The sequence below is a fragment of the Kitasatospora gansuensis genome (assembly GCF_014203705.1).
GTDB classification, from domain to species: Bacteria; Actinomycetota; Actinomycetes; order Streptomycetales; family Streptomycetaceae; genus Kitasatospora; species Kitasatospora gansuensis.
Map to the genome: position 1 here is coordinate 4,391,734 of NZ_JACHJR010000001.1, position 18,989 is coordinate 4,410,722.

The 18,989-nt window shown below is 72.5% G+C and carries 18 protein-coding genes; 7 read left to right on the forward strand and 11 right to left on the reverse strand.

The window, feature by feature from the left end:
- Positions 1-90 precede the first annotated feature (90 nt).
- Complete coding sequence (locus F4556_RS19460; protein ID WP_184917795.1) at positions 91-1,527, forward strand: protein kinase domain-containing protein; 1,437 nt, start codon at positions 91-93, stop codon at positions 1,525-1,527.
- A gap of 68 nt (positions 1,528-1,595) precedes the next feature.
- Here the strand turns inward: F4556_RS19460 and F4556_RS19465 are convergent, their stop codons facing one another.
- From F4556_RS19465 to F4556_RS19490, 6 genes are all read right to left on the reverse strand, one after another.
- Positions 1,596-2,123 carry an ion channel gene (locus F4556_RS19465; RefSeq protein ID WP_313068362.1) on the reverse strand — a complete coding sequence of 176 codons (528 nt, stop codon included), beginning with the start codon at positions 2,121-2,123 and terminating at the stop codon, positions 1,596-1,598.
- A 27-nt stretch (positions 2,124-2,150) separates the two neighbouring features.
- The gene (locus tag F4556_RS19470) at positions 2,151-3,422 is read right to left on the reverse strand and encodes a hypothetical protein (RefSeq protein WP_184917798.1); all 1,272 of its coding nucleotides are present in this window, start codon (positions 3,420-3,422) and stop codon (positions 2,151-2,153) included.
- Positions 3,423-3,581: 159 nt separating this feature from the next.
- Positions 3,582-3,872, reverse strand: a complete 291-nt coding sequence (gene tatA, locus F4556_RS19475; protein WP_184917801.1) for a Sec-independent protein translocase subunit TatA — start codon at positions 3,870-3,872, stop codon at positions 3,582-3,584.
- Positions 3,873-4,042: 170 nt separating this feature from the next.
- Positions 4,043-4,363 (reverse strand): DUF202 domain-containing protein, encoded by a 321-nt coding sequence (locus F4556_RS19480; RefSeq protein ID WP_184917804.1) that lies wholly within the window; start codon positions 4,361-4,363, stop codon positions 4,043-4,045.
- Complete coding sequence (locus F4556_RS19485; RefSeq protein ID WP_184917807.1) at positions 4,360-4,710, reverse strand: YidH family protein; 351 nt, start codon at positions 4,708-4,710, stop codon at positions 4,360-4,362. The genes F4556_RS19480 and F4556_RS19485 overlap by 4 nt, the downstream gene beginning before the upstream one ends.
- Positions 4,711-4,795: 85 nt before the next feature.
- Positions 4,796-6,370 (reverse strand): MFS transporter, encoded by a 1,575-nt coding sequence (locus tag F4556_RS19490; RefSeq protein WP_184917810.1) that lies wholly within the window; start codon positions 6,368-6,370, stop codon positions 4,796-4,798.
- 85 nt (positions 6,371-6,455) lie between these two features.
- Between F4556_RS19490 and F4556_RS19495 the strand changes: the two genes are divergently transcribed.
- Positions 6,456-7,034, forward strand: a complete 579-nt coding sequence (locus F4556_RS19495; RefSeq protein WP_184917813.1) for a TetR/AcrR family transcriptional regulator — start codon at positions 6,456-6,458, stop codon at positions 7,032-7,034.
- A gap of 7 nt (positions 7,035-7,041) precedes the next feature.
- Here F4556_RS19495 and F4556_RS19500 read toward each other — a convergent pair whose 3' ends face one another.
- A complete protein-coding gene (locus F4556_RS19500) occupies positions 7,042-7,368 on the reverse strand; it encodes a cupin domain-containing protein (protein WP_184917816.1) in 327 nt (108 codons plus the stop codon).
- A gap of 101 nt (positions 7,369-7,469) precedes the next feature.
- Here F4556_RS19500 and F4556_RS19505 point away from each other — a divergent pair, with 101 nt between their 5' ends.
- Complete coding sequence (locus tag F4556_RS19505; RefSeq protein ID WP_184917819.1) at positions 7,470-7,736, forward strand: hypothetical protein; 267 nt, start codon at positions 7,470-7,472, stop codon at positions 7,734-7,736.
- A 111-nt stretch (positions 7,737-7,847) separates the two neighbouring features.
- On the opposite strand, the gene F4556_RS19510 is transcribed toward F4556_RS19505, so the two are convergent.
- Complete coding sequence (locus F4556_RS19510) at positions 7,848-9,539, reverse strand: class I adenylate-forming enzyme family protein (RefSeq protein WP_184917822.1); 1,692 nt, start codon at positions 9,537-9,539, stop codon at positions 7,848-7,850.
- A gap of 126 nt (positions 9,540-9,665) precedes the next feature.
- Positions 9,666-10,823, reverse strand: coding sequence for an acyl-CoA dehydrogenase family protein (locus F4556_RS19515; protein WP_184917824.1), 1,158 nt, complete (start codon positions 10,821-10,823; stop codon positions 9,666-9,668).
- A 189-nt stretch (positions 10,824-11,012) separates the two neighbouring features.
- Here F4556_RS19515 and F4556_RS19520 point away from each other — a divergent pair, with 189 nt between their 5' ends.
- Entirely contained in the window at positions 11,013-12,185 is a 1,173-nt protein-coding gene (locus F4556_RS19520) for a TetR/AcrR family transcriptional regulator (protein ID WP_184917827.1), read from the forward strand.
- Positions 12,186-12,244: 59 nt separating this feature from the next.
- On the opposite strand, the gene F4556_RS19525 is transcribed toward F4556_RS19520, so the two are convergent.
- Positions 12,245-12,562 (reverse strand): hypothetical protein, encoded by a 318-nt coding sequence (locus F4556_RS19525; RefSeq protein ID WP_184917830.1) that lies wholly within the window; start codon positions 12,560-12,562, stop codon positions 12,245-12,247.
- A 304-nt stretch (positions 12,563-12,866) separates the two neighbouring features.
- On the opposite strand from F4556_RS19525, the gene F4556_RS19530 reads away from it, so the two are divergent.
- Together F4556_RS19530 and F4556_RS19535 are read left to right on the forward strand one after the other, a co-directional pair.
- Positions 12,867-14,804 carry an ATP-binding protein gene (locus F4556_RS19530; protein ID WP_184917833.1) on the forward strand — a complete coding sequence of 646 codons (1,938 nt, stop codon included), beginning with the start codon at positions 12,867-12,869 and terminating at the stop codon, positions 14,802-14,804.
- 43 nt (positions 14,805-14,847) lie between these two features.
- Complete coding sequence (locus F4556_RS19535) at positions 14,848-17,172, forward strand: amino acid adenylation domain-containing protein (RefSeq protein WP_184917836.1); 2,325 nt, start codon at positions 14,848-14,850, stop codon at positions 17,170-17,172.
- 150 nt (positions 17,173-17,322) lie between these two features.
- On the opposite strand, the gene F4556_RS19540 is transcribed toward F4556_RS19535, so the two are convergent.
- The gene (locus F4556_RS19540) at positions 17,323-18,243 is read right to left on the reverse strand and encodes a cation diffusion facilitator family transporter (protein WP_184917839.1); all 921 of its coding nucleotides are present in this window, start codon (positions 18,241-18,243) and stop codon (positions 17,323-17,325) included.
- 106 nt (positions 18,244-18,349) lie between these two features.
- Here F4556_RS19540 and F4556_RS19545 point away from each other — a divergent pair, with 106 nt between their 5' ends.
- Positions 18,350-18,985 (forward strand): DedA family protein, encoded by a 636-nt coding sequence (locus F4556_RS19545; RefSeq protein ID WP_184917842.1) that lies wholly within the window; start codon positions 18,350-18,352, stop codon positions 18,983-18,985.
- The last annotated feature ends 4 nt before the right edge of the window (positions 18,986-18,989 follow it).

The window sequence follows — 18,989 nt, forward strand, 5'->3', positions numbered from 1 at the left end:
CCGCCCGTCCGTTCGGGAGCAGCCGCTATCGTGCTCAGAGCGCGAGGCGATCCGACGGCCTCCGGCCGAGTGGGGAAGGAGCTGGTGACGGTGATCGGACGTGCGCTGAACGGGCGTTACGAGCTGGGGGAGATCCTCGGCGTCGGCGGCATGGCCACCGTCTACCGGGGCCACGACCACCAGCTGGGCCGCCCGGTCGCGGTCAAGGTGCTGAACGGCGGCCTGGCGGACGACCCCCGGTTCGGTGAGCGGTTCGGCCAGGAGGCCCAGCACGCCGCCCGGCTGCACCACCCGCGGATCGTCACCGTCTTCGACTCGGGCGTGGACCAGGGCTCGCCGTACATCGTGATGGAGCTGGTGCACGGCCGTCCGCTGAGCCAACTTATCGCCGAGACCACCTGGTTGCCGGTCGAGCGGGCGGTCGGGATCGCGGCCGCGGTCTGCGAGGCGCTCGAAGTCGCGCACGCCGCAGGGCTGGTGCACCGGGACATCAAGCCCGGCAACATCATGATCACCCACGAGGGCGGGGTGAAGGTGGTGGACTTCGGTATCGCCAGGGCGAGTTCCTCCGGCGCCCAGCTGACCCAGACCGCCGCCGTCCTCGGCACGGCCGGCTACCTCTCGCCCGAGCAGGCCACCGCGAGCCCGCTGGACGGCCGCTCCGACCTGTACGCCGTCGGCTGCGTGCTGACCGAAATGCTCACCGGGGAACCGCCGTTCACCGCCGACACCTCGGTCGCGGTCGCCTTCCGGCACGTCACCGAACAGCCCGCCCCGCCGTCCTACCGGCGGCCCGGACTCCCGCCCGTGCTGGACACCGCCGTGCTCCGGCTGCTCGCCAAGAACCCGGCCGACCGCCCGGCCGACGCAGCGGCGGCCCGGGCCGAACTGCTCGCCGCCGTCCCGGTGTTCACCCCCGCCGACCGGACCAGCGAGCTGCTCGCCGAGACCCGGGCGATGCCCCCGGTGCCCATGCCGTACCAGGACCAGCAGCGCACCTCCTTCCTCCCCCCGGTGGCGTACCCGGACGCCCCCGAACCCGCCCGCAGCCGCCGCTCGCTGGCCTACGCGGGCGTCGGGCTGGTGGCCGTCGCCGGCGCCGCGGTGATCGGGGTGCTCACGCTCGGCGGCCCCGACCCGTCCGCCGCCAAGGCGGCCTCCACGCCGAGCCCGAGCGCCAGCACCTCGGCCTCACCGACCCCGAGCGCCACGCCCTCCGCGAAGCAGACCCCGACCGGCAAGCCCTCGCCCAGCCCCAAGCTGGGCCCGGCCGCCGCGGTGGTCGCCCTCCGCGCCGTCGTCGCCCAGGCCGACCCCGGCAAGGAACGCGACCGGTACCGCGCCCTGCTCGACGAACTCGACCAGGCAGCCCAGGCCTTCACCGCCCAGGAACCCCAGGACGCCGAGAGCGCCCTCCGCAACGCCCAACGCCTGGTCCGCGACCTCGCCAAGAAACACGCCATCGACAACACCACCAGCCAGGCCTGGCAGGCCAAACTCGGCGCACTGCTGGCAGCTACCGACTGACCAGAAGTTGCACTATCCAGGGGCTCGGGGAACTGCGAGGAGGTCTGGCGTGCGGGTCACTGCGAATCTCACCTGCCTGAGCCCTTGCCGGTGCGCTCGACGAAGCGCCCCCGCATCCGCCGGGTGATCGAGGTGGCCCCCGCGGTCAGGAAGACCAGGGTGTAGAGGATCTGCAGCATGACCACCATCCGGGCCTCCTGCCCGACCGGTGAGATGTCGCCGTAGCCCACCGTCGACATGGTGATGACCGTGAAGTAGAGGGCGTCGACCCGGGTCGCCAGCCCGTTGAACTGGCCCGGTGCCTTGGCCAGGCCGTAGTAGGTGGCGGCGAAGACCACCAGGGTCAGGCAGATCAGCAGCACGATCATCAGGGTCGGCCGCCCCGGCAGCCCGAGCAGCTCGCGCCGGATCTCCCGCAGCAGCAGCCCGGCCAGCACGGCCAGCCCGACCCCGAAGCTGACCCAGCCGAACACTGGGCGGTCGGGCCCGAAGAGGTCGAACGGCACCGTGAAGTACAGCGTCAGCAGCACCGCAGGCCCGGCGATCACGAGCGACAGCCCGAACCGGTCGGTCACCTTGTCGTCCGTCTTCCGCACTCCTCGGTCCTCTCCCGAATCAGACGACTAGACGGTCGCGTCCGGCCGGTCGTCCAGCAGTTCCAGTACGGCCAGCGCGCCGAGCAGCCCGACCCCGAGCCAGAGCACCACGGCGCCGGTCGGGTAGCTCCAGAGCAGGAAGGCGAGGACGAAGCCCGTCAGCACCGCCCCGGTCAGCCAGCCCTTGAACCGGTGCACGAACCGCCCGACCGGCCCCAGCCGCAGCCCGGCCTTCCCGGCCACACCCCGGACCGCACCGAACCCGGCCGCCCAGAAGCCGCGTACGGTGCCCGCCCAGCGTCCGCCCCCGCTCACCCAGGCGCCGAAGGCGACCAGCAGGCCGAGCACCACGACCGCACGCACGGTGGCCCGCAGGTAGTGCACCAGCGCGTCGTAGACGGCGGTGGCCGCGTCCTGGTTCACCCCGGCGGGCAGGCGGTCCTGGTAGAGCGCGCGGAACACGGTCAGTCCGAGGCCGAGCAGCGCGGCCCCGGCGGCCACCCCGAGCGCCGCCGTGACCAGGGCCCGCCGCCGGCGCCCGGCCAGCAGGACTCCGGCCGCGGCGCAGAGCACGGTCAGCACCGGCAGCCAGAACCCGGCCAGGTCGAGCAGCCGGAACGCGGTCCTGGCCTTCGGGATGGCGTCCGACTGCACCAGCACGAAGTCGGTGTGGATCTCGGGGATCTTCGAGGCGATGCCCAGGCCGTCGGCGACCAGCCGGTTCTTCACCTGGTCGATCAGCGGGGCCAGGTCGAGCGTGACGGTGTCGCCCTGGGCCTGGACGGCACCGCCGCCCTGGCCGGTCAGGATCCGGTCGACGGCGGCGTGCGCGTTCCGGTTCACCGCCACCCAGACGGTGACGAAGGCGTCGCTGTCCACCACCCGCTCCACCTGGTTGTGGACGAAGCCGGTGAGTCCGTCGGTGATCGCGCTGCTCACCCGGCCGAGCGCGGCGTCCAGCAGCGGCCGCTGATCCGGGGTCACCTCGTCCAGCAGGGTGCCGACCGGCAGGTACTTCATGATCTCGGTGGTCACCCGGTCGGTGACGGCGGCCCGCACCGCCGGGTTCTCGGCCAGCGGGGTGACCGTGGCCAGGTACCGGTCGGTGTCGCCGACCTGCGAGTTGGTCCAGGCGGCGACCGCGCTGAGCGGGGTCAGGACGCAGGCCAGCAGGATCAGCAGGACGGCGCAGAAGGACCTGACCCGGTGTCGGTTCCGGGGCTGGGCCGCGCCTTCCTCCAACAGGGCCAGCCGCTGCCGAAGTTCCTCGAGCTCAGCGGTCTCGGCGCTGTCGGCCATCCGGCACACCTCCTGGTCACGGGGCAGTGCCTACCAGGAGATACCAGAACATTTCGGACGGCCAGTCAGGCGCGCCATCCGCCCGCGCCGGGAAACGACTCGGGCCGCCGACCCGTCACATGGACGGATCGGCGGCCCGGGAGGACTCGACCGCTGGGGTCAGGCCTTGTCGGTCGTCTTGGTGGCCTCGGCCGCCGTGGTGACGGTGGTCGGGGTGACCGCCGGCCGGGGCTGCTCGGTGGCGGTGCTCTGCGCCGTGCCGTCGGCCGGAGCCGCGGTGCCGGCCGCCGGAGCGTCGTCCTCGCGCAGGGCCTTGGTCTCGGCCTTGAGGATGCGCATGGACTTGCCGAGCCCGCGCGCCATGTCGGGCAGCTTCTTCGATCCGAAAAGCAGGATGATGACAGCCAGCACCACGAGGAGGTGCCAGGGTTCGAAACCGTTGCGCAGCATCCCTGACCACCGGTCCCTTCGGAAATCTCGCTGTTCATGGGCCGCGCGAGCTGCCCGGCCTCGGCCAGTATGCCTGGCGGATACGGCGAACGTATACATCGGTCGTGAAACATCGGTCAAAAACCAGGTGTTCACATGCGGTTTTCCTCGGACGTGGTCTGGACCACTTGTCAGCCCTGCGGACCGAGCAGTACGCACCACCCGGCCGCCGCGGCCACCAGGCAGACCGCCCCGGCCATCGCCCGCAGCGGTACGGGTCCGACCGGCCCCGGCGGGCCCTCGGCCGGCTCCAGCTGCCGCCGCCGGCGCAGCCCGTAGCCGTACGTCGCGCAGGCCGTCAGCGCGAGCAGTCCGCCGAGCGTGACCAGGCCCGGCTGCCGGTCGGCCAGGCCGGTGCGCAGCACCAGCGCCGCGTTGACGGTCAGCACCAGGGCGGTCCGGCCCCAGGCCAGCAGGGTGCGTTCCGGCTGCAGGCCGGGGTCGCGGTTCACCGGGAGTAGCCGATGATCAGAGCGGCGAAGACGAACGAGATCACCACCACGCAGCAGGTCAGCACCAGCAGGAAGTGGGTGCGCGGCAGCGGTTGGCCGGCCCGCACCGCCCGGTCCACCCGGGCCCACCGCCGGTACGCGGCCGTGCCCATCCCGGCCGCCCCGAGCGCCAGCACCACCCCGAGCGCCGCCCGGACGGGTGCGGGGGCCAGCCCGGGGGCCAGCTGGTCGAGCGCGATCGCCCCCGCCAGCAGGGCGAGGGCGGTTCTGATCCAGGCCAGGAAGGTGCGCTCGTTGGCGAGCGAGAACCGGTAGTCCGGCTCCTCGGGCTGGCTCGGTTCCGGCATGGAAATGAGCTTAGCCACGAGCCCCCAGGGGGACTCGTGGCCAAGTGGGCGTGTCGGATCGGGCGGCCCGACCGGGCGGGCCCGATCAGGCGGCCGGGGCCGGCTGGGGGGCCTCGGTGAGCTGCTCCTCGGGGATCTCCTCGGCGCGGTCGGCGGGCAGGCTGCCGAGCAGGCGGTAGGCGACCGCCGAGCCGGCCAGCAGGCAGAGCACCCCGACCGCGGCGGCCAGGTGCAGGCCGTCGGTGAAGGCGATCCGGGCGGCACCGAGCAGCTGCTCGGCGACGTCGATGGGCAGCTCGGCGGCGACCGTGACCGCACCGCCGAGGGTGTCCTGAGCGACCGTCAGCGCGCCGTCCGGCAGGGCGGCCGGCAGCTTGCCGTCCAGCCGGGCGGTGTAGACGGCCGCACCGGCGGCGCCCAGCACCGCGATGCCGAGCGATCCGCCCAGCTCACTGGCGGTCTCCGAGGTGGCCGAGGCGGCACCGGCCTGGTCCGCCGGGGCGGCCGAGACCACCAGCTCGGCGGTCTGCATCACGGTGCTCACGCTGCCGGCGGCCAGCACCCCGGCGCCGACCAGGATCAGCGCCAGCGGCGAGTCGACCTGGACCTGGGTCAGGATGCCGAAGCCGAGCGCCCCGACCAGCATGCCGCCGGCCATCTGCACACCGGGCCGGATCTTCCCGGCCAGCGCCCCGGAGATCCCGACCGCCGCACCGACCCCGACGCTGGGCAGCAGCGCCCAGAGCGAGGCGGTCAGCGGGCTGTAGCCACGGACCAGCTGGAGGTACTGCGAGGTGAAGAGGGAGAAGCCCATCATCGCCAGCATCGCGATGGTGTTGACCGAGATCGCCCCGGTGAAGATCGGGTTGCGGAACAGCGCCAGGTCGACCAGCGGCGTGGCGGCGGTGCGCAGTCGCAGGACCAGCAGACCGACCAGCACCAGACCGCCCACGATGGCCAGCGCGGCCGTCAGGTCCCAGCCCTCGACCGCCAGCTGCTTGATGCCGTAGACCACCGGCAGCACGGCGGAGACCGAGAGCACCGCGCCGAGCAGGTCGAACCGTCCGGCCCGGGGGGCCTTGTACTCCGGCAGCAGCGCCGGGGCGGCGAGCAGCACCAGGAGCATCACCGGCACGGCGCAGAGGAAGACCGCGCCCCAGTGGAAGTGCTCCAGCAGCAGTCCGCCGGCCACCGGGCCGAGGGTGGCGCCGGCCATCAGCACGCCGCTCCAGGCGCCCATCGCGGCCTGCCGCTGCTTCGGGTCGTGGAACATGTTCCGGATCAGCGCCATGGTCGAGGGCATCAGGGTCGCCCCGGTCAGCCCGAGCAGCGCCCGGGCCGCGATCAGCTGCGCCGCGCCGTCCGCCGTGGCGGCCAGCACCGAGGCGGCGGCGAAGCCGGCCGCGCCGGCCATCAGCAGCTTCCGGCGGCCGATCCGGTCGCCCAGCGCGCCCATCGGGATCAGCAGCCCGGCCAGCACGAACGAGTACATGTCCATGATCCAGAGCTGCTGGGTGCCACTCGGCTGCAGTTCCTTGCTGATGAACGGCAGGCCGAAGAACAGGATGCCCATGTCCATCGAGAGGACGAGGGTCGGCAGGAGGAGGACGGCGAGTCCGGTCCATTCGCGGCGGCCGGCGAGGCCGTGGGTTGCGGTCATGGGGACAACCATACGTATGTGTCAGACGGTTGTCTAGTACGGACGTGCAAGACAATCGTCTGTTCGGACGCGTAGGCTTCCGACCATGGGAAATCGAGAGGATCTGCTGGCCGGCGCCAAGCGCTGCCTGTTCGAGAAGGGCTACAGTCGGACCACCGCCCGGGACGTGGCCACGGCCGCAGGGGTGAGCCTGGCCGCCATCGGCTACCACTTCGGGTCGAAGGAGGCGCTGCTCAACACCGCGATGATCGAGTCGATCGGCAGCTGGGGCGACGTGGTCGAGAAGGCGGTCGCCGAGGCGGTGCCCGAGGGGGCCTCCCCGCGCGAGCGCTTCGTGGCCACCTGGGACTGCGTCCGGGGCACCATGATCGAGTACCAGGGACTCTGGGCGGCGCAGTTCGAGGCGCTGGCCCGGCTGGACGACATGCACGAGATCCGGGACGCGTTCCGGGCGGTCCAGCGGGACGCCCGGCTGGGGATGGCCACCATGTTCTCCGAGCTGGCCGAGGTGCCCGACACCGAGGACGAGGTGATGGTCGGGGCCTTCCACCAGGCCCTGCTGGCCGGGCTGGTGAGCCAGTGGCTGATCGACCCGTCCCAGTCGCTGACCGGCGCCGAGGTGCTGCGCGGGCTGGAGCTGACCGGCGCCCGGGTGCTGGGCTGAGCCTGGGTTACCCGGTGACGGTGGTCAGCAGGACGACGGCGTCGGTGTGCGCGAGCAGACCGTGCCGCTCCTGCGGGACCGGGTGGAGCTGACCGGCCGTCAGCTCCACCCGGCGGCCCGCGATGGTCAGCGAAACCCGGCCGCGCAGCACCTGGAGGGCGGCCGCCACCGGGGCGTTGTGCTCGTCCAGCGCGGTGCCCGCGGTCAGCGCGATGACGGTCTGCCGCAGGACGCCGTCGTGCAGCAGCAGGTGTGCGCTGCGCCCGTGCGGGGCGGCGGCCGCCAAGGCGGCGTGCTCGTCGGCTGCGGCGGCCAGGTCGATTCCCGTACCCATGCCGCGACCCTAACCGTCCCGGGGCGGGGCGGCCCGGTGGCGCAACCCGAACGGGGGCGGCCGGGATGCGGCGGTCTGCGGCGCATCCGATGGTGGGTCACATGGCGACGTATCAGAAGTTCATGGGCGGGTTCGAGGTCAACCGACGGCTGCTGAGCACCGGGGTGGTGCTCACCGGGATCGGCGCGCTGGTCGGGCTGGCGGGCACCGCGATCGTCGGGGCTGTCGTGCTGTCGGCGGGCCGGGGGTGGGTCCGGCAGTTGGAGACCCCGCCGAGCGAGCTCGCGCACCGCACCCTCCACCAGGCGCGGGCCGCCTCCCTGGCCGGCCTGGAGGCCTGGCGGGCGGACGCGGGCAGCCACAACTGACGGTTCAGCTTTCTTGCAGGGCGCTCGGTTGCACTGTCCAGGGGCTCGGGGAACTGCGAGGAGATCTGGCGTGTGGGTCACTGCGAAAGTGCCTGACCAGCTACGCACGGATCACCTTTTTTCGAGGTCGGCGTCGCAGTTCCCCGAGCCCCTGGTGGTTGATGCCCGGAGTGCGTCCAGTTCTTCGCGGAGCTGGCGCTTGAGGATCTTGCCCGTCGGGTTGCGCGGCAGTTCCGCCGTTCGGAGCACCATGTGCGCGGGCACCTTGAACGCGGCGAGCCGTCCGGCCACGTGGGCGCGCAGGTCGTCGGGGCCGGCCGTGGCGCCGGGCCGCAGGACGATCACGGCCGCGACCTCCTCGCCGAGGGCGGGGTGCGGGACGCCGAGCACGGCCGCGTCGTCGACGTCCGGATGGGCCGTCAGGACGCCCTCCACCTCGATGCAGTGGACGTTCTCGCCGCCGCGGATCACCAGGTCCTTGAGCCGGTCGAGTACGTAGACCTCGCCGTCCTGCACCCGGGCCAGGTCGCCGGTGCGGAACCAGCCGTCGGTGAAGGCCGCCGCCGTGGCCTCGGGGTTGCCCCGGTAGCCGCGGAACAGTGACTGGCCGCGCAGCAGGAGTTCGCCGATCTCGCCGTCCGGCAGGGTGCGGCCGGCCGGGTCGGCGATCCGCAGTTCGAGGGCCGGGGCGGGGCGGCCGATGCTCTCGGGGTGGGCCAGGTAGCGGTCGCCGAGGTTGGCGATCACGCCGCCGCAGGTCTCGGTCAGGCCGTAGCCGTTGCGGGCCACGGCCCGGCCGTCGGAGCGGCGGGCGATCCGGCCGGCCAGTCCGGGCGGGGCGGCCGCGCCGCCGGTGCTGATCATGGCGAGTCCGGGCAGTTCGTCCCCGGCGGCGTCGGCCGTGTCCAGCAGGCCGAGCGCCGTGGTCGGCACCCCCGCGAAGGTGGTGACCCGGTGTTCGGCGATCAGCCGCCGGGCCTCCTCGGCGTCCCAGCGGTGCATCAGGACGGCGCTGCCGCCGCTCGCCATCAGCGGGAACATCGTGGTGAACGCCGCGACGTGGAAGAACGGGAAGGTCATCAGGACGGTCTGCGGCGGGACCGTCGCCGGGTCGCCGCCCGCGCAGAGCACCGAGGTGGCCGCGAAGAACCGGGGCGTGGTGGCCGCCGCGCACCAGGCGGCGTGGGTGGCCTCGACGCCCTTGGGGCGGCCGGTGGTTCCGGAGGTGTAGAGCAGGGTGGCCAGGTCGGTCGGCTCGATCCGGACCTCGGGGGCGGCGCCGCCGCGGGGCAGGCCGGTCAGGTCGGTCAGCACCGGTATGCCGTGCGCGGTGGTCCAGGGGGCCACCCGGTCGGCCCGTTCCGGGTCGGCGATCACCAGGCCCGGTGTGCAGTCGTCCAGCGCGTACGCCAGCTCCTCGGCCGTCCACCAGGCGTTCAGCGGGACGGCCACCAGGCCGGCCGACTGGCAGGCCCAGAAGGCGACTTGCCACTCCGGCAGGTTCCGCATCGCGATCGCCACCCGGTCGCCGGGGCGCAGCCCGTACGCGCCGAGGCAGTGGACGGCCAACGAGGTGGCGGCGGCGTGGTGCTCGGCGAAGCTGTACCGGCCCGAGTCGGCGATCAGGAAGGGGCGGTCGCCGTGCGCGCGGGTGGCGTCCAGCAGCTCGCGCAGGGTGCGGGGCGCGCGCAGGTAGCGCGGGCCTTCGGGGGTCGACTCCACCTCGAAGGGCATGCCGGGGGCGCGCAGCGCGGCCTGCACCCGGGTCACCAGGGCGAGCGAGTCGGCAGGTCGAGGTGTCATCAGGTCCCCTGCGGCCGAGACGGGCGGACGGAGGTGGCAGCGGGCCGATGGGGGAACGGCCCGCTGCCGGGGCCCGGCGGGGTGGGGGACGTGGGGGTCGGCCCGCCGGGCTGGTGCGAGAGGGTCTCAGAGACCGAGCGACTTGGCGATGATGGTCTTCATGACCTCGCTGGTGCCGCCGTAGATCCGGAACACCCGGTTGTCGGTGTAGAGCCGGGCGATCGGGTACTCCAGGATGTAGCCGTAACCACCGTGCAGCTGAAGGCACTTGTCGATCACCTGGGAGGCCGACTCGGTGCAGAACAGCTTGGCCGCGGCCGCGTCCGCGACGGTCAGCTCGCCGTTCTGGTAGAGCTCCAGCGCCTGGTCGACCATGGCCTGCTGGGCGAGCACCTGGGCCTGGCAGTCGGCCAGCGTGAACTTGGTGTTCTGGAACTCGGACACCGGCTGGCCGAAGACCTTGCGGTCCTTCACGTAACTCACCGCGAAGCGCACCGCGGCGGCGGCCGAGGCGTACGCGCCGACGGCGATCGCCAGCCGCTCCTGCACCAGGTTGTGGGTCAGGTAGGCGAAGGCGTTGCCCTCCTGGCCGAGCAGGTCCTCGACCGGGACCTTGACGTCGGTGAAGGAGAGTTCGGCGGTGTCCGAGGTGCGCAGGCCGATCTTCTTCAGCTTGCGGCCGACGGCGTAGCCCTCGGAGGTGGTGTCCACGCAGAGGATGGAGAGCCCGGCCCGGCGGTTCGCCGGGTCGTACGGGCTGGTGCGGCAGACCACCAGCACCAGGTCGGCCAGCACGCCGCCGGTGATGAAGGTCTTGGCGCCGTTCAGGACGTAGTGGGTGCCGTCCTCGGACAGCTTCGCCGTGGTGGTGATGCCCGCGAGGTCGGAGCCCGCGCCGGGCTCGGTCATCGCGATCGCGGTCATGATGTCGCCGGAGACGAAGCCGGGCAGCCAGCGCCGCTTCTGCTCCTCGTTCGCGTACTCCAGGATGTACGGCAGCACCAGGCCGGTGTGCACGCCGGAGGAGCCGAAGGTGACGCCCGCCCGGGCGCACTCCTCGGTCACCACGGCCTGGTACTTGAAGCCGCTCTCGCCCGCGCCGCCGTACTCCTCGGGCACCTCGATGCCGTAGACGCCGAGTTCGCCGAGCTTGCGGTAGAAGTCCCGGGGCGGGTGGCCCTCGTTCTCCCAGCTCTCGTAGACCGGCACGACCTCCTTGGCGATGAAGTCCCGGATGGTGTCCCGGAACGCCTCGTGGTCCTCGTTGAACACGGTGCGGCGCACGCGGCGCTCCCTTCGTGGTGCCCCCTGATCGCTGGTTAAGTTAATCGCCGGTAGCTTCCGCTGTCCAGCGTTCCCGCCGGTGGTTCTTCGTGTGGATTCGGCCCTGCCCGAGCATCTTCCGGTCCGTCAAGTGAATCCTTGCTACCCTGGGCCGACGACCGTGGGTGATCGCTTGCAGGGGGCGAGAGGGTGACGACGGAGCGCGGCGTGGTCCGCCGTCCGCCGGGGCGCAAGGCGCAGATCCTGGTGGTCGCGAGCGAGCGGTTCCACCGATCCGGGTACCACCAGGTGTCGATGGCCGAGGTGGCGGCCGGGGTCGGCATCACCGCCCCGGCGCTCTACCGGCACTTCACGAACAAGCCCGAGCTGCTCCGCCAGGCGGTCGGGGCCGAACTCGCCGCACTCCGTACGGCGGTGACCGCCGGCCGCGCCGGGCCGGCCGAGCTGTGCGCCCGGCTGGCCGCCGCCGCGATCGACCACCGCGCGCTGGGGACGCTCTGGCAGCGCGACGCCCGGCTGCTGCCCGCCGCCCAACGCGCCGGGCTGCGCCGGGAGTTGCGGGCCGACGTCCGGCGGATGGCCGAGGTACTGGGGCTGGCCAGACCCGAACTCGGGCGGGCCGACGCCGAGTTGCTCTGCTGGTCACTGCTCTCGGCGTACGGCGGCCTGTCGTACCACACCTTCGCCCCGCCCCGGCGGCGGTTCGAGCGGCTGCTGACCGGGCTGGGCGAGGCGCTGCTGGACGTCCCGTTCGGGCCGCCGGGACCGCCCGCTCCGGCGTCGGCCGAGCTGTCCTGGCCCGCGGTCGCCGACACCCGGCGGGAGGAACTGCTGGCCGCCGCCGCCAGGTTGTTCCACCAGCGCGGCTTCGACAACGTGAGCACCGACCAGCTCGGAGCGGCGGTCGGCATCGCCGGGCCCAGCGTCTACAAGCACTTCGACACCAAGGCCGAGCTGCTGGCCGCGACCCTGGTACGGAGCCGGGAGCGGCTCTGGCACGAGATCTCCGCCGCGCTGGCCGGGGCCGCCACCCCGGCCGCCGCGCTGGACTCCGGGCTGCGGGCCTACCTGGACTTCGCCCGGCGGCACGTCGACTACCTCGGGGTGACGGTCAGTGAGACCGAGCGGCTGACCGAGCCGGACCGGAAGGCCGCGATAGACGCCCGGCGGGACTTGCTGCGGACCTGGGTCGGACTGCTCCGGCAGGTGCGGCCCGAGTACGACAAGGCCGAGGCCCGGATCCGGGTGCACGCGATGTTCTCGCTCGTCAACGACGGGGTGCGGAACCGGCCCGGCTGTCAGCGAGCCGATCTGACGGAGCGTCTGGAAGCTTTTGCCAGAGCCGTGTTGGGGGTTTCCTGATGCATATGCCCGTGCGGGGCGGGCCCGTGATGGGCCCGCCCCGCACGGTGCGAATCGGCCTAGTAGAGCACGAAGGGGTAGTAGACGTTGTGCGCGAAGGCGCCGTTGCCCTGGATCACGCCGATACCGCCGGAATTCCCGGCCACCCCCGAGTTGTTGTTCTGGTTGGACGCACCGGAACCGGTGGCGGCCTGCTGGGTCGCGTTGCCGTTGCCGTTGACGCTGCCGACGACGTTGCTGGAGCCGATGTTGCTCACGATGCTGCTGTTGGAGCCGTGAGCGGCACCCGCGCCGTTGTCGGCGTGGGCGGCGCCGGCTCCGAGGAGCAGAAAGGCGGCGAGGGCGGTGACGGTGGCGGCTGCGCGAATTCGGGACACGGTGGTCTCCCTGTAACTGGTGCGAATGTGGCACGTGCGGGGTGGCCGCCCCGTAACGCGCCGTTGCCTGACGTCGCACGACCAGCATTCACCAGAAGGCCGACCGACTTCAATGCCCGCCGACCCGGTTCGCCCGAACGTGTCACGACCGGTGGCCGACTTGGTCTCCGGCATTGTCGAAGCTGCCCGGAACGGGCAATTCCCCCCCGTCCGACCTGGTACGAAGCCGAGAATGCCCGTGACGGGTAACGGTAAAGCGCAAAAACCTAGTAGGTGGATTGTCTTACTGGCAGACTTGGGCCTCATGTCAGAAGGTCTTCAGCCCGGTCGGCTGCCGGAACAGAATCTGCGTACGACCGAGGTCGACCTCGGGGGTCTGGTCGGCGTACTCGCCACTCATCTCTACTCCACCCCCTTGGTAGCGCTGCGCGAACTCGTCCAGAACGCCCACGATTCACATACCCGACGGGATTTGGAGGATCCGGGCAACCTGGCGGATCCGGGCGACCCCGCCGGGGTGATCCGGGTACGGGCCGACCAGGCCCGCCGGACGGTCTCGATCGAGGACGCCGGGGCCGGGCTGACCGAGCCGGAGATCCACGCCTACCTGGCCACCGTGGGCACCGGGTACACCCGCCTGCTCCGCGATCTGACGGGCAACCAGCAGCTGATCGGCGCCTTCGGCCTCGGCTTCCTGTCGGCCTTCTCGGTGGCCGACGAGGTCACCGTCACCACCACCTCGCACCGCGAGCCCACGCTCGGCCACCGCTACCGGAGCCGGGGCGGCGAGCAGTACAGCGTCGAGCAGGTGCCGGCCCGCCCGGCCCCGGGCACCGTGGTCGAACTGCTGCTGAAGGCCGAACACGCCGGGCTCGCCGACGAGTACGCGCTCCGCGAGGTGCTCGGCCGGTACTGCGTCCTGCTGCCGGTCCCGGTGCACGTCGGCGACGACGAACGGCCGGTCAACAGCGTTCCGGTGCCCTGGCGCGAGGAGGTGACCGGCGATCAGGTGACGGGCGATCAGTACGCGGCCAGGATGCGGTTCGCCGCCGCCTTCGGCCGCCACTTCGAGCCGCTGGCCACCCTGCCGGTCACCCCGGTGGAGGGCGTCACCGACGCGGTCGGCCTGCTCTGGGTGCAGGACGGCGGCAGCTACGGGTCCACCGACAACCGCGACCTCGCCGTCTACCTGCGCGGCATGCTGCTGGCCGAGGACGCCCGCGACCTGCTGCCGCCCTGGGCCGGTTTCATCGGCGGCGTGATCGAGTCCGACCGGCTCACCCCGACCGCCAGCCGAGAGGACCTGCAGCGCGACGAGCACTACCGCGCGCTGCAACGGGCACTCAGCGACGCGGTGGTGGAGGGCCTGTACGAGATCGCCCGGCTGGACCCGGCCGCCTGGCGGCGGATCCTGACCCGGCACGGCCAGGAACTGCTGGGCGCCGCACTGGTGGACGACCGGCTGTTCACCCTGCTCGCCGACGACGTACCGGTGCCCACCTCGCAGGGCGAGCTGACCGCCGGTGCGCTGCGGGCGGCCGGAGAGGGCGCGCTGCACGTCGCGCTCGGCGCGGGCGGCGGCTTCGAGGAGATGCTCTACCGCGCCATGCAGGTGCCGATCGCCCGCGGCGACCGGTACGCGGTGCTGCCGTTCCTGCGCAGGTACGCCGCGCTGCGGGGCTGCCGGCTGGTCGAGCTGGGCAGCGAGAGCGGCAACCGCGAACTGTTCCGCGATCCCGAACGGCCGCTTCCGGAGCAGGAGTTCGCCTGGCTGTCGGGTGCGCTCACCGACCTCGGCGAGCAGCTGGTGCCGGCCCGCTTCGATCCGCCGGGTCTGCCGCTGGTGCTCGTCCCGGACCGGGAGGCCGAGCTCAAGGCGCGGATCGAGAACGACCGGGCGGACGCCCGGATCCCGTCCGCCGCACTGCGGTTGGCCCGCGCGTTCACCGCGCGGACCGACGGCACGGTCAAGGCCAGGCTCTATCTCAACCTGGCCGCGCCCGCCGTCCAGCAGCTGCTCACGGCGTACCGGACGGGGCACACCGGCAGCGCCACGGCGGCCGGGCTGCTCCGCTCACTGAAGGTGATCATGGCGGCGGCCGCAGGCTCCGCCGCCGGGGATCTGGCCGCCGCGCTGGGGGGCGTGGGCACCGCTGTGGCGGCGCTCACGGCGGCCGTTCCCGAAGGCCCGTCCGCACCGGACGGGCTGACGGACGAACAGGACGGAACGCACAACCGATGACCGCAGCGAACGGCCCGGGCACGCCCGGCCAGGGGGACGCCGTATGAGCACCGACATCTGGGCCTGGGTGCACGACAACCACGCCCGCCTGGTGGAGTCCGGCCAGCACCGGCTGGCCGACGCACTGGCGGAGATCGCCGGACACGCCGTCGAGGGGCGGAACGAGCAGCTGGACGCGGTCTTCCCGGAGGCGCTGGCCGCCGCCCGGGCGCTCGACCTGCCGTGGGTCGAGGTCTTCCTGCGGCACTGGCGGCTGCAGAACCTGCTGAACAAGCGTCACCAGGGCGAGGCGGCGCTCGAAGAGGCGGTCTCACTGCTGGAGTTCGCGCACCGGCCGGAGACCGAGTCCTGTCCGCAGTCGGTCTGCGCGGTACAGGACTTCACCATCTGCCACGCCAACATCGACGGCCCCGGCTACGTGCCCGAGCGGCTCGCGGTGCTGGAGGAGACCCTGGCCCGGGTCGAACCGGCCCGGGCCTGCTTCGACTGCCTCTCCCGGGAGTACGCCGACACCCTGGAGGACGACGGCCGGGCCGAGGCCGCCCTCGCCCACCTGGACCGGGCCCAGGCCCGGATCCTGGCGGCCGGCGAGCAGGTCTCACTGGCCTTCGGGCACAGCCGGGCCTCCGCGCTGTACCGGCTCGGCCGGCCGCAGGAAGCGCTGGACGCGTACGACACCGCCGAGGCCGGATTCCTGGCCACCCGGCGGCAGTTGGACGAGGACGACCGCCGAAAGCTTGCGGTCGGCCGGGCGTTGATGCTGGCCACGCTGGGGCGGGCCCAAGCCGCGCTGGTGCAGCTGCCCAGCCCCGAGGAGGCGGAGAACTTCGCCGACATCAGGTACCGCTGGGCCTGCGCGGTGGCCGAACTGGTCGAGGCCGACGCCTACCTCAACGACGCCGAGCTGGGCGCCCGGCTGGCGCACTGGGTCGGCTATCTGGACGCGGCGGGATCCCACCGCCCTTGCCTGGACCTGCTGTTGGTGGCCGGCCGGCTGGCTGTCCGGCGCGGCGCCCGGGAGGTGGCCAGGACGCTGGCCGGCACCGGCGAGCGCAAGCTCGGCCTGCTCCGCCGCACCGACGGGGTGGCCGACCGGGTGGCCGCGCTGCGGTCCGCCGCCGATGCCCTGCCGGTGGCCGAACTCCCGGTGCCGGTCGAGGAGTTCCGCGACTGGCTGGCCGGGCACTCGCTGGCCGGCGAGCAGGCCGCCGACCTGCTGGCCGCCGCCCACACGGCCGCTCCGGCGACCGACCTGCTGATCGGCCTGGCCGGGGCGCTGGGCGCACTCGGCCACGCCAGGGCGGCCGCCGACCTGCTCTGGGCGCGGCTCGAACTCGACCCGGCCAACGACCAGTTGGCCCGGGTGCTGTCCGCCGCGCTGATCGACGCCGGGGACGGCGACGGCATCCGCCGGCTGGCCGACCGGCTGATGGCGGACAGCCCCGCCGACGCGTACTGGGTCAGGGCCCGCTGGGCCGCCGCCGAGGGTCGCTGGGCCGAGGTCGGCGAGCACTGCGCCGCGATGATCGTCGAGGACCCGAGCCGGATCAACCCGCGTCGGCTCGGCGCGCTGGCCGCCACCCGGCTCGGCGACCACCGCACCGCCCAGCGGCTCTACCAGGACCTGCTGGCGCACGCCCTGCCGGCCGAGGGCACGCCCGCCGACCTCCAGCACCGCGCCGTGCAGGGCACCGACCTGTGGCACCTGGTCACCGTCGCCAGCGCCAACCGCGACTGGGCGGTGGTCCGCTCCACCGGCGCCCTGCTCGGCCTCGACTTCGAGCAGGACAGCGGCCCGGTGGACGAGGAGTGGCAGATCGTCACCGTCCGGGCCAGGCGCAGCAACGGCAGCCCCGCGGACCTCCCGGCGATCCGGACCGGGCCGGCCACCGCCCGGATCATGCCCGTACTCGGCGACGACCTGACGCTCAATCACGGGGACGTGGTGGTCTTCGGCCCCACCCTGCTGAACGAGGCCCCCGAGGACCAGGACCGCGACTGGCGTCCCGCCTTCGAGCTGCTCACCCTGCTCGATCCGGCGGGCTTCACCACCTGGTGGCTGGACGGGGTCTGGCCGGGCACGGCCCGCTGGGTGGCGTTCCGCGAGGCGCTCACCGACGCGGGTTTCGCGGTCTGGGCGCACAGCGGGGACGGCTACACGCTGCAGGACCCCGGGACGGGGGTCGCGCTGCCCGGCGTCTACGCCGCACTCGGCGTGCCGCCGCTCGCCTCGGCGGCGGAGGCCGACGCGATCCTCACCACCCTCACCAAGGGCTGGGACCACCCGCTCAGCTGGCCCGAACTCGCCGCCGCAGCGGGCGTGGACGTGGCCCCGCACCGGGAGATCGTGGAGCGGTACGGGCTCTGACTTTTTTGCAGGCGATCGAGCATCTACGGTCAGGGGCTCGGGGAACTGCGAGGAGATCTGGCGTTCGGGTCACTGCGAAAGTGCCTGACCAGCTACGCACGGATCACCTTGTACGAGGTCGGCGTCGCAGTTCCCCGAGCCCCTGGTGGCTTAGCCGGGGGTGGGGTCCAGGTAGATGCGGGTGACCGCGGGGAACGCGGTGCGGACCGCCTGTTCGGCGGTGTCGCAGGCCTGTTCGACCTCGGCGGCGGTGGCGAGGTCGGAGAAGTCGACCTTGGCGGCGACCAGGACCTCCTTGGGGCCGTGCAGGATGGTGATCAGCTCCAGGACGGCTTCCACGTGCGGCTGCTGACGGAGGGTCTCCTCGATCCGGTCCTCGATCGGCTGGGGGAGCGAACGGCCGATCAGCAGGGAGGAGTTGTCCCGGCCGAGCACGTACGCCACCCAGGCGAGCAGGGCGCCGATCAGCAGCGAGGCGACGCCGTCCCAGACGGCGGAGCCGGTGAGCTGGGCGCCGAGCAGGCCGCCGAAGGCGAGCAGCAGGCCGACCAGGGCGGCCGAGTCCTCCAGGAAGACCGCCTTCACGGCGGTGTCGGGGGTGTGCCGCAGGTACTGCCGGGTGCCGGCGCCGAGCCGGGCGGACTCGGCCCGGACCTGGAGCACGGCGCGTCGCAGCGAGATGCCCTCCAGGACGAAGGCGACCGCGAGCACGATGTAGGAGAGGGTCGGGCTGCCCAGTTCCTCGCCGTCCACCAGGGTGTGGATGCCGTCGTTGACCGAGAAGACCGCGCCGCCGACGAAGGTGGCGACCGAGGCGAGCAGGGCCCAGAGGTAGCGCTCCCGGCCGTAGCCGAACGGGTGGGCATCGTCGGCGGGGCGGGCGCCGCGTTTGATCGAAGCGAACAGCAGCAATTCGGTGACCGTGTCGGCGAACGAGTGCGCCGCCTCGGAGAGCATCGCGCTGGAGCCGCTGACCACTCCGGCGACCGCCTTGGCGACCGCGATCCCCAGGTTGCAGAGCCCCGCCACGATCACAGTGCCGAGGCTCTCCTCGGCTTCGTTGCTGCTCATGATCCGAAATTATGTCCGGTTTGCCGGGAATCTTGGCCTTCACGCGCCGCTTATCCGACCGATGCTTTACTATTTCTTTGCCTAACCGCCCTGAGGAGCCCTGCCCGTGACCAGCCTCGCCCTCGGCCCCTCCTGGCTCGACCCGACCACGTTGATCTCCACCTTCGGGCTGGTCGGCATCCTGGCCGTCGTGTTCGCCGAGTCGGGTCTGCTGATCGGCTTCTTCCTGCCGGGCGACTCGCTGCTGTTCACCGCCGGGCTGCTGGTGGCGGACGGCACGTTCCTGGACCAGCCGCTTTGGCTGGTCTGCGGGCTGATCGTGCTGGCCGCGGTGGCCGGTGACCAGGTCGGCTATCTGTTCGGCCGCAAGGTCGGACCGAGCCTGTTCCGCCGCCCCGACTCCCGGCTGTTCAAGCAGGAGAACGTGGAGAAGGCCGCCGCCTTCTTCGACCGGCACGGGCCGAAGGCGATCGTGCTGGCCAGGTTCGTGCCGATCGTCCGGACCTTCACCCCGATCGTGGCGGGCGTGAGCCGGATGAACTACCGCACCTTCGTGGTCTACAACGTGGTCGGTGGCGTGCTCTGGGGCGCCGGGGTCACCGTGCTCGGGTACTTCCTCGGCCAGATCCCGTTCGTCCGGGAGAACATCGAGGCGATCCTGATCGCGATCGTGCTGGTCTCGGTGATCCCGGTCGCGGTCGAACTCCTGAGGGCCCGTCGGACCGCCCAGCGCACGAGCTGAACTC

What these genes read in the sequence shown, in the direction of transcription:
- F4556_RS19500 (WP_184917816.1), bottom strand. Translation starts at nt 7,368, where the DNA reads ATGGGTACGGGAATCGACCTGGCCGCCGCAGCCGACGAGCACGCCGCC.
- F4556_RS19510 (WP_184917822.1), bottom strand. Translation starts at nt 9,539, where the DNA reads ATGACACCTCGACCTGCCGACTCGCTCGCCCTGGTGACCCGGGTGCAG.
- F4556_RS19540 (WP_184917839.1), bottom strand. Translation starts at nt 18,243, where the DNA reads ATGAGCAGCAACGAAGCCGAGGAGAGCCTCGGCACTGTGATCGTGGCG.
- F4556_RS19535 (WP_184917836.1), top strand. Translation starts at nt 14,848, where the DNA reads ATGAGCACCGACATCTGGGCCTGGGTGCACGACAACCACGCCCGCCTG.
- F4556_RS19485 (WP_184917807.1), bottom strand. Translation starts at nt 4,710, where the DNA reads ATGCCGGAACCGAGCCAGCCCGAGGAGCCGGACTACCGGTTCTCGCTC.
- tatA (WP_184917801.1), bottom strand. Translation starts at nt 3,872, where the DNA reads ATGCTGCGCAACGGTTTCGAACCCTGGCACCTCCTCGTGGTGCTGGCT.
- F4556_RS19490 (WP_184917810.1), bottom strand. Translation starts at nt 6,370, where the DNA reads ATGACCGCAACCCACGGCCTCGCCGGCCGCCGCGAATGGACCGGACTC.
- F4556_RS19470 (WP_184917798.1), bottom strand. Translation starts at nt 3,422, where the DNA reads ATGGCCGACAGCGCCGAGACCGCTGAGCTCGAGGAACTTCGGCAGCGG.
- F4556_RS19530 (WP_184917833.1), top strand. Translation starts at nt 12,867, where the DNA reads ATGTCAGAAGGTCTTCAGCCCGGTCGGCTGCCGGAACAGAATCTGCGT.
- F4556_RS19495 (WP_184917813.1), top strand. Translation starts at nt 6,456, where the DNA reads ATGGGAAATCGAGAGGATCTGCTGGCCGGCGCCAAGCGCTGCCTGTTC.
- F4556_RS19505 (WP_184917819.1), top strand. Translation starts at nt 7,470, where the DNA reads ATGGCGACGTATCAGAAGTTCATGGGCGGGTTCGAGGTCAACCGACGG.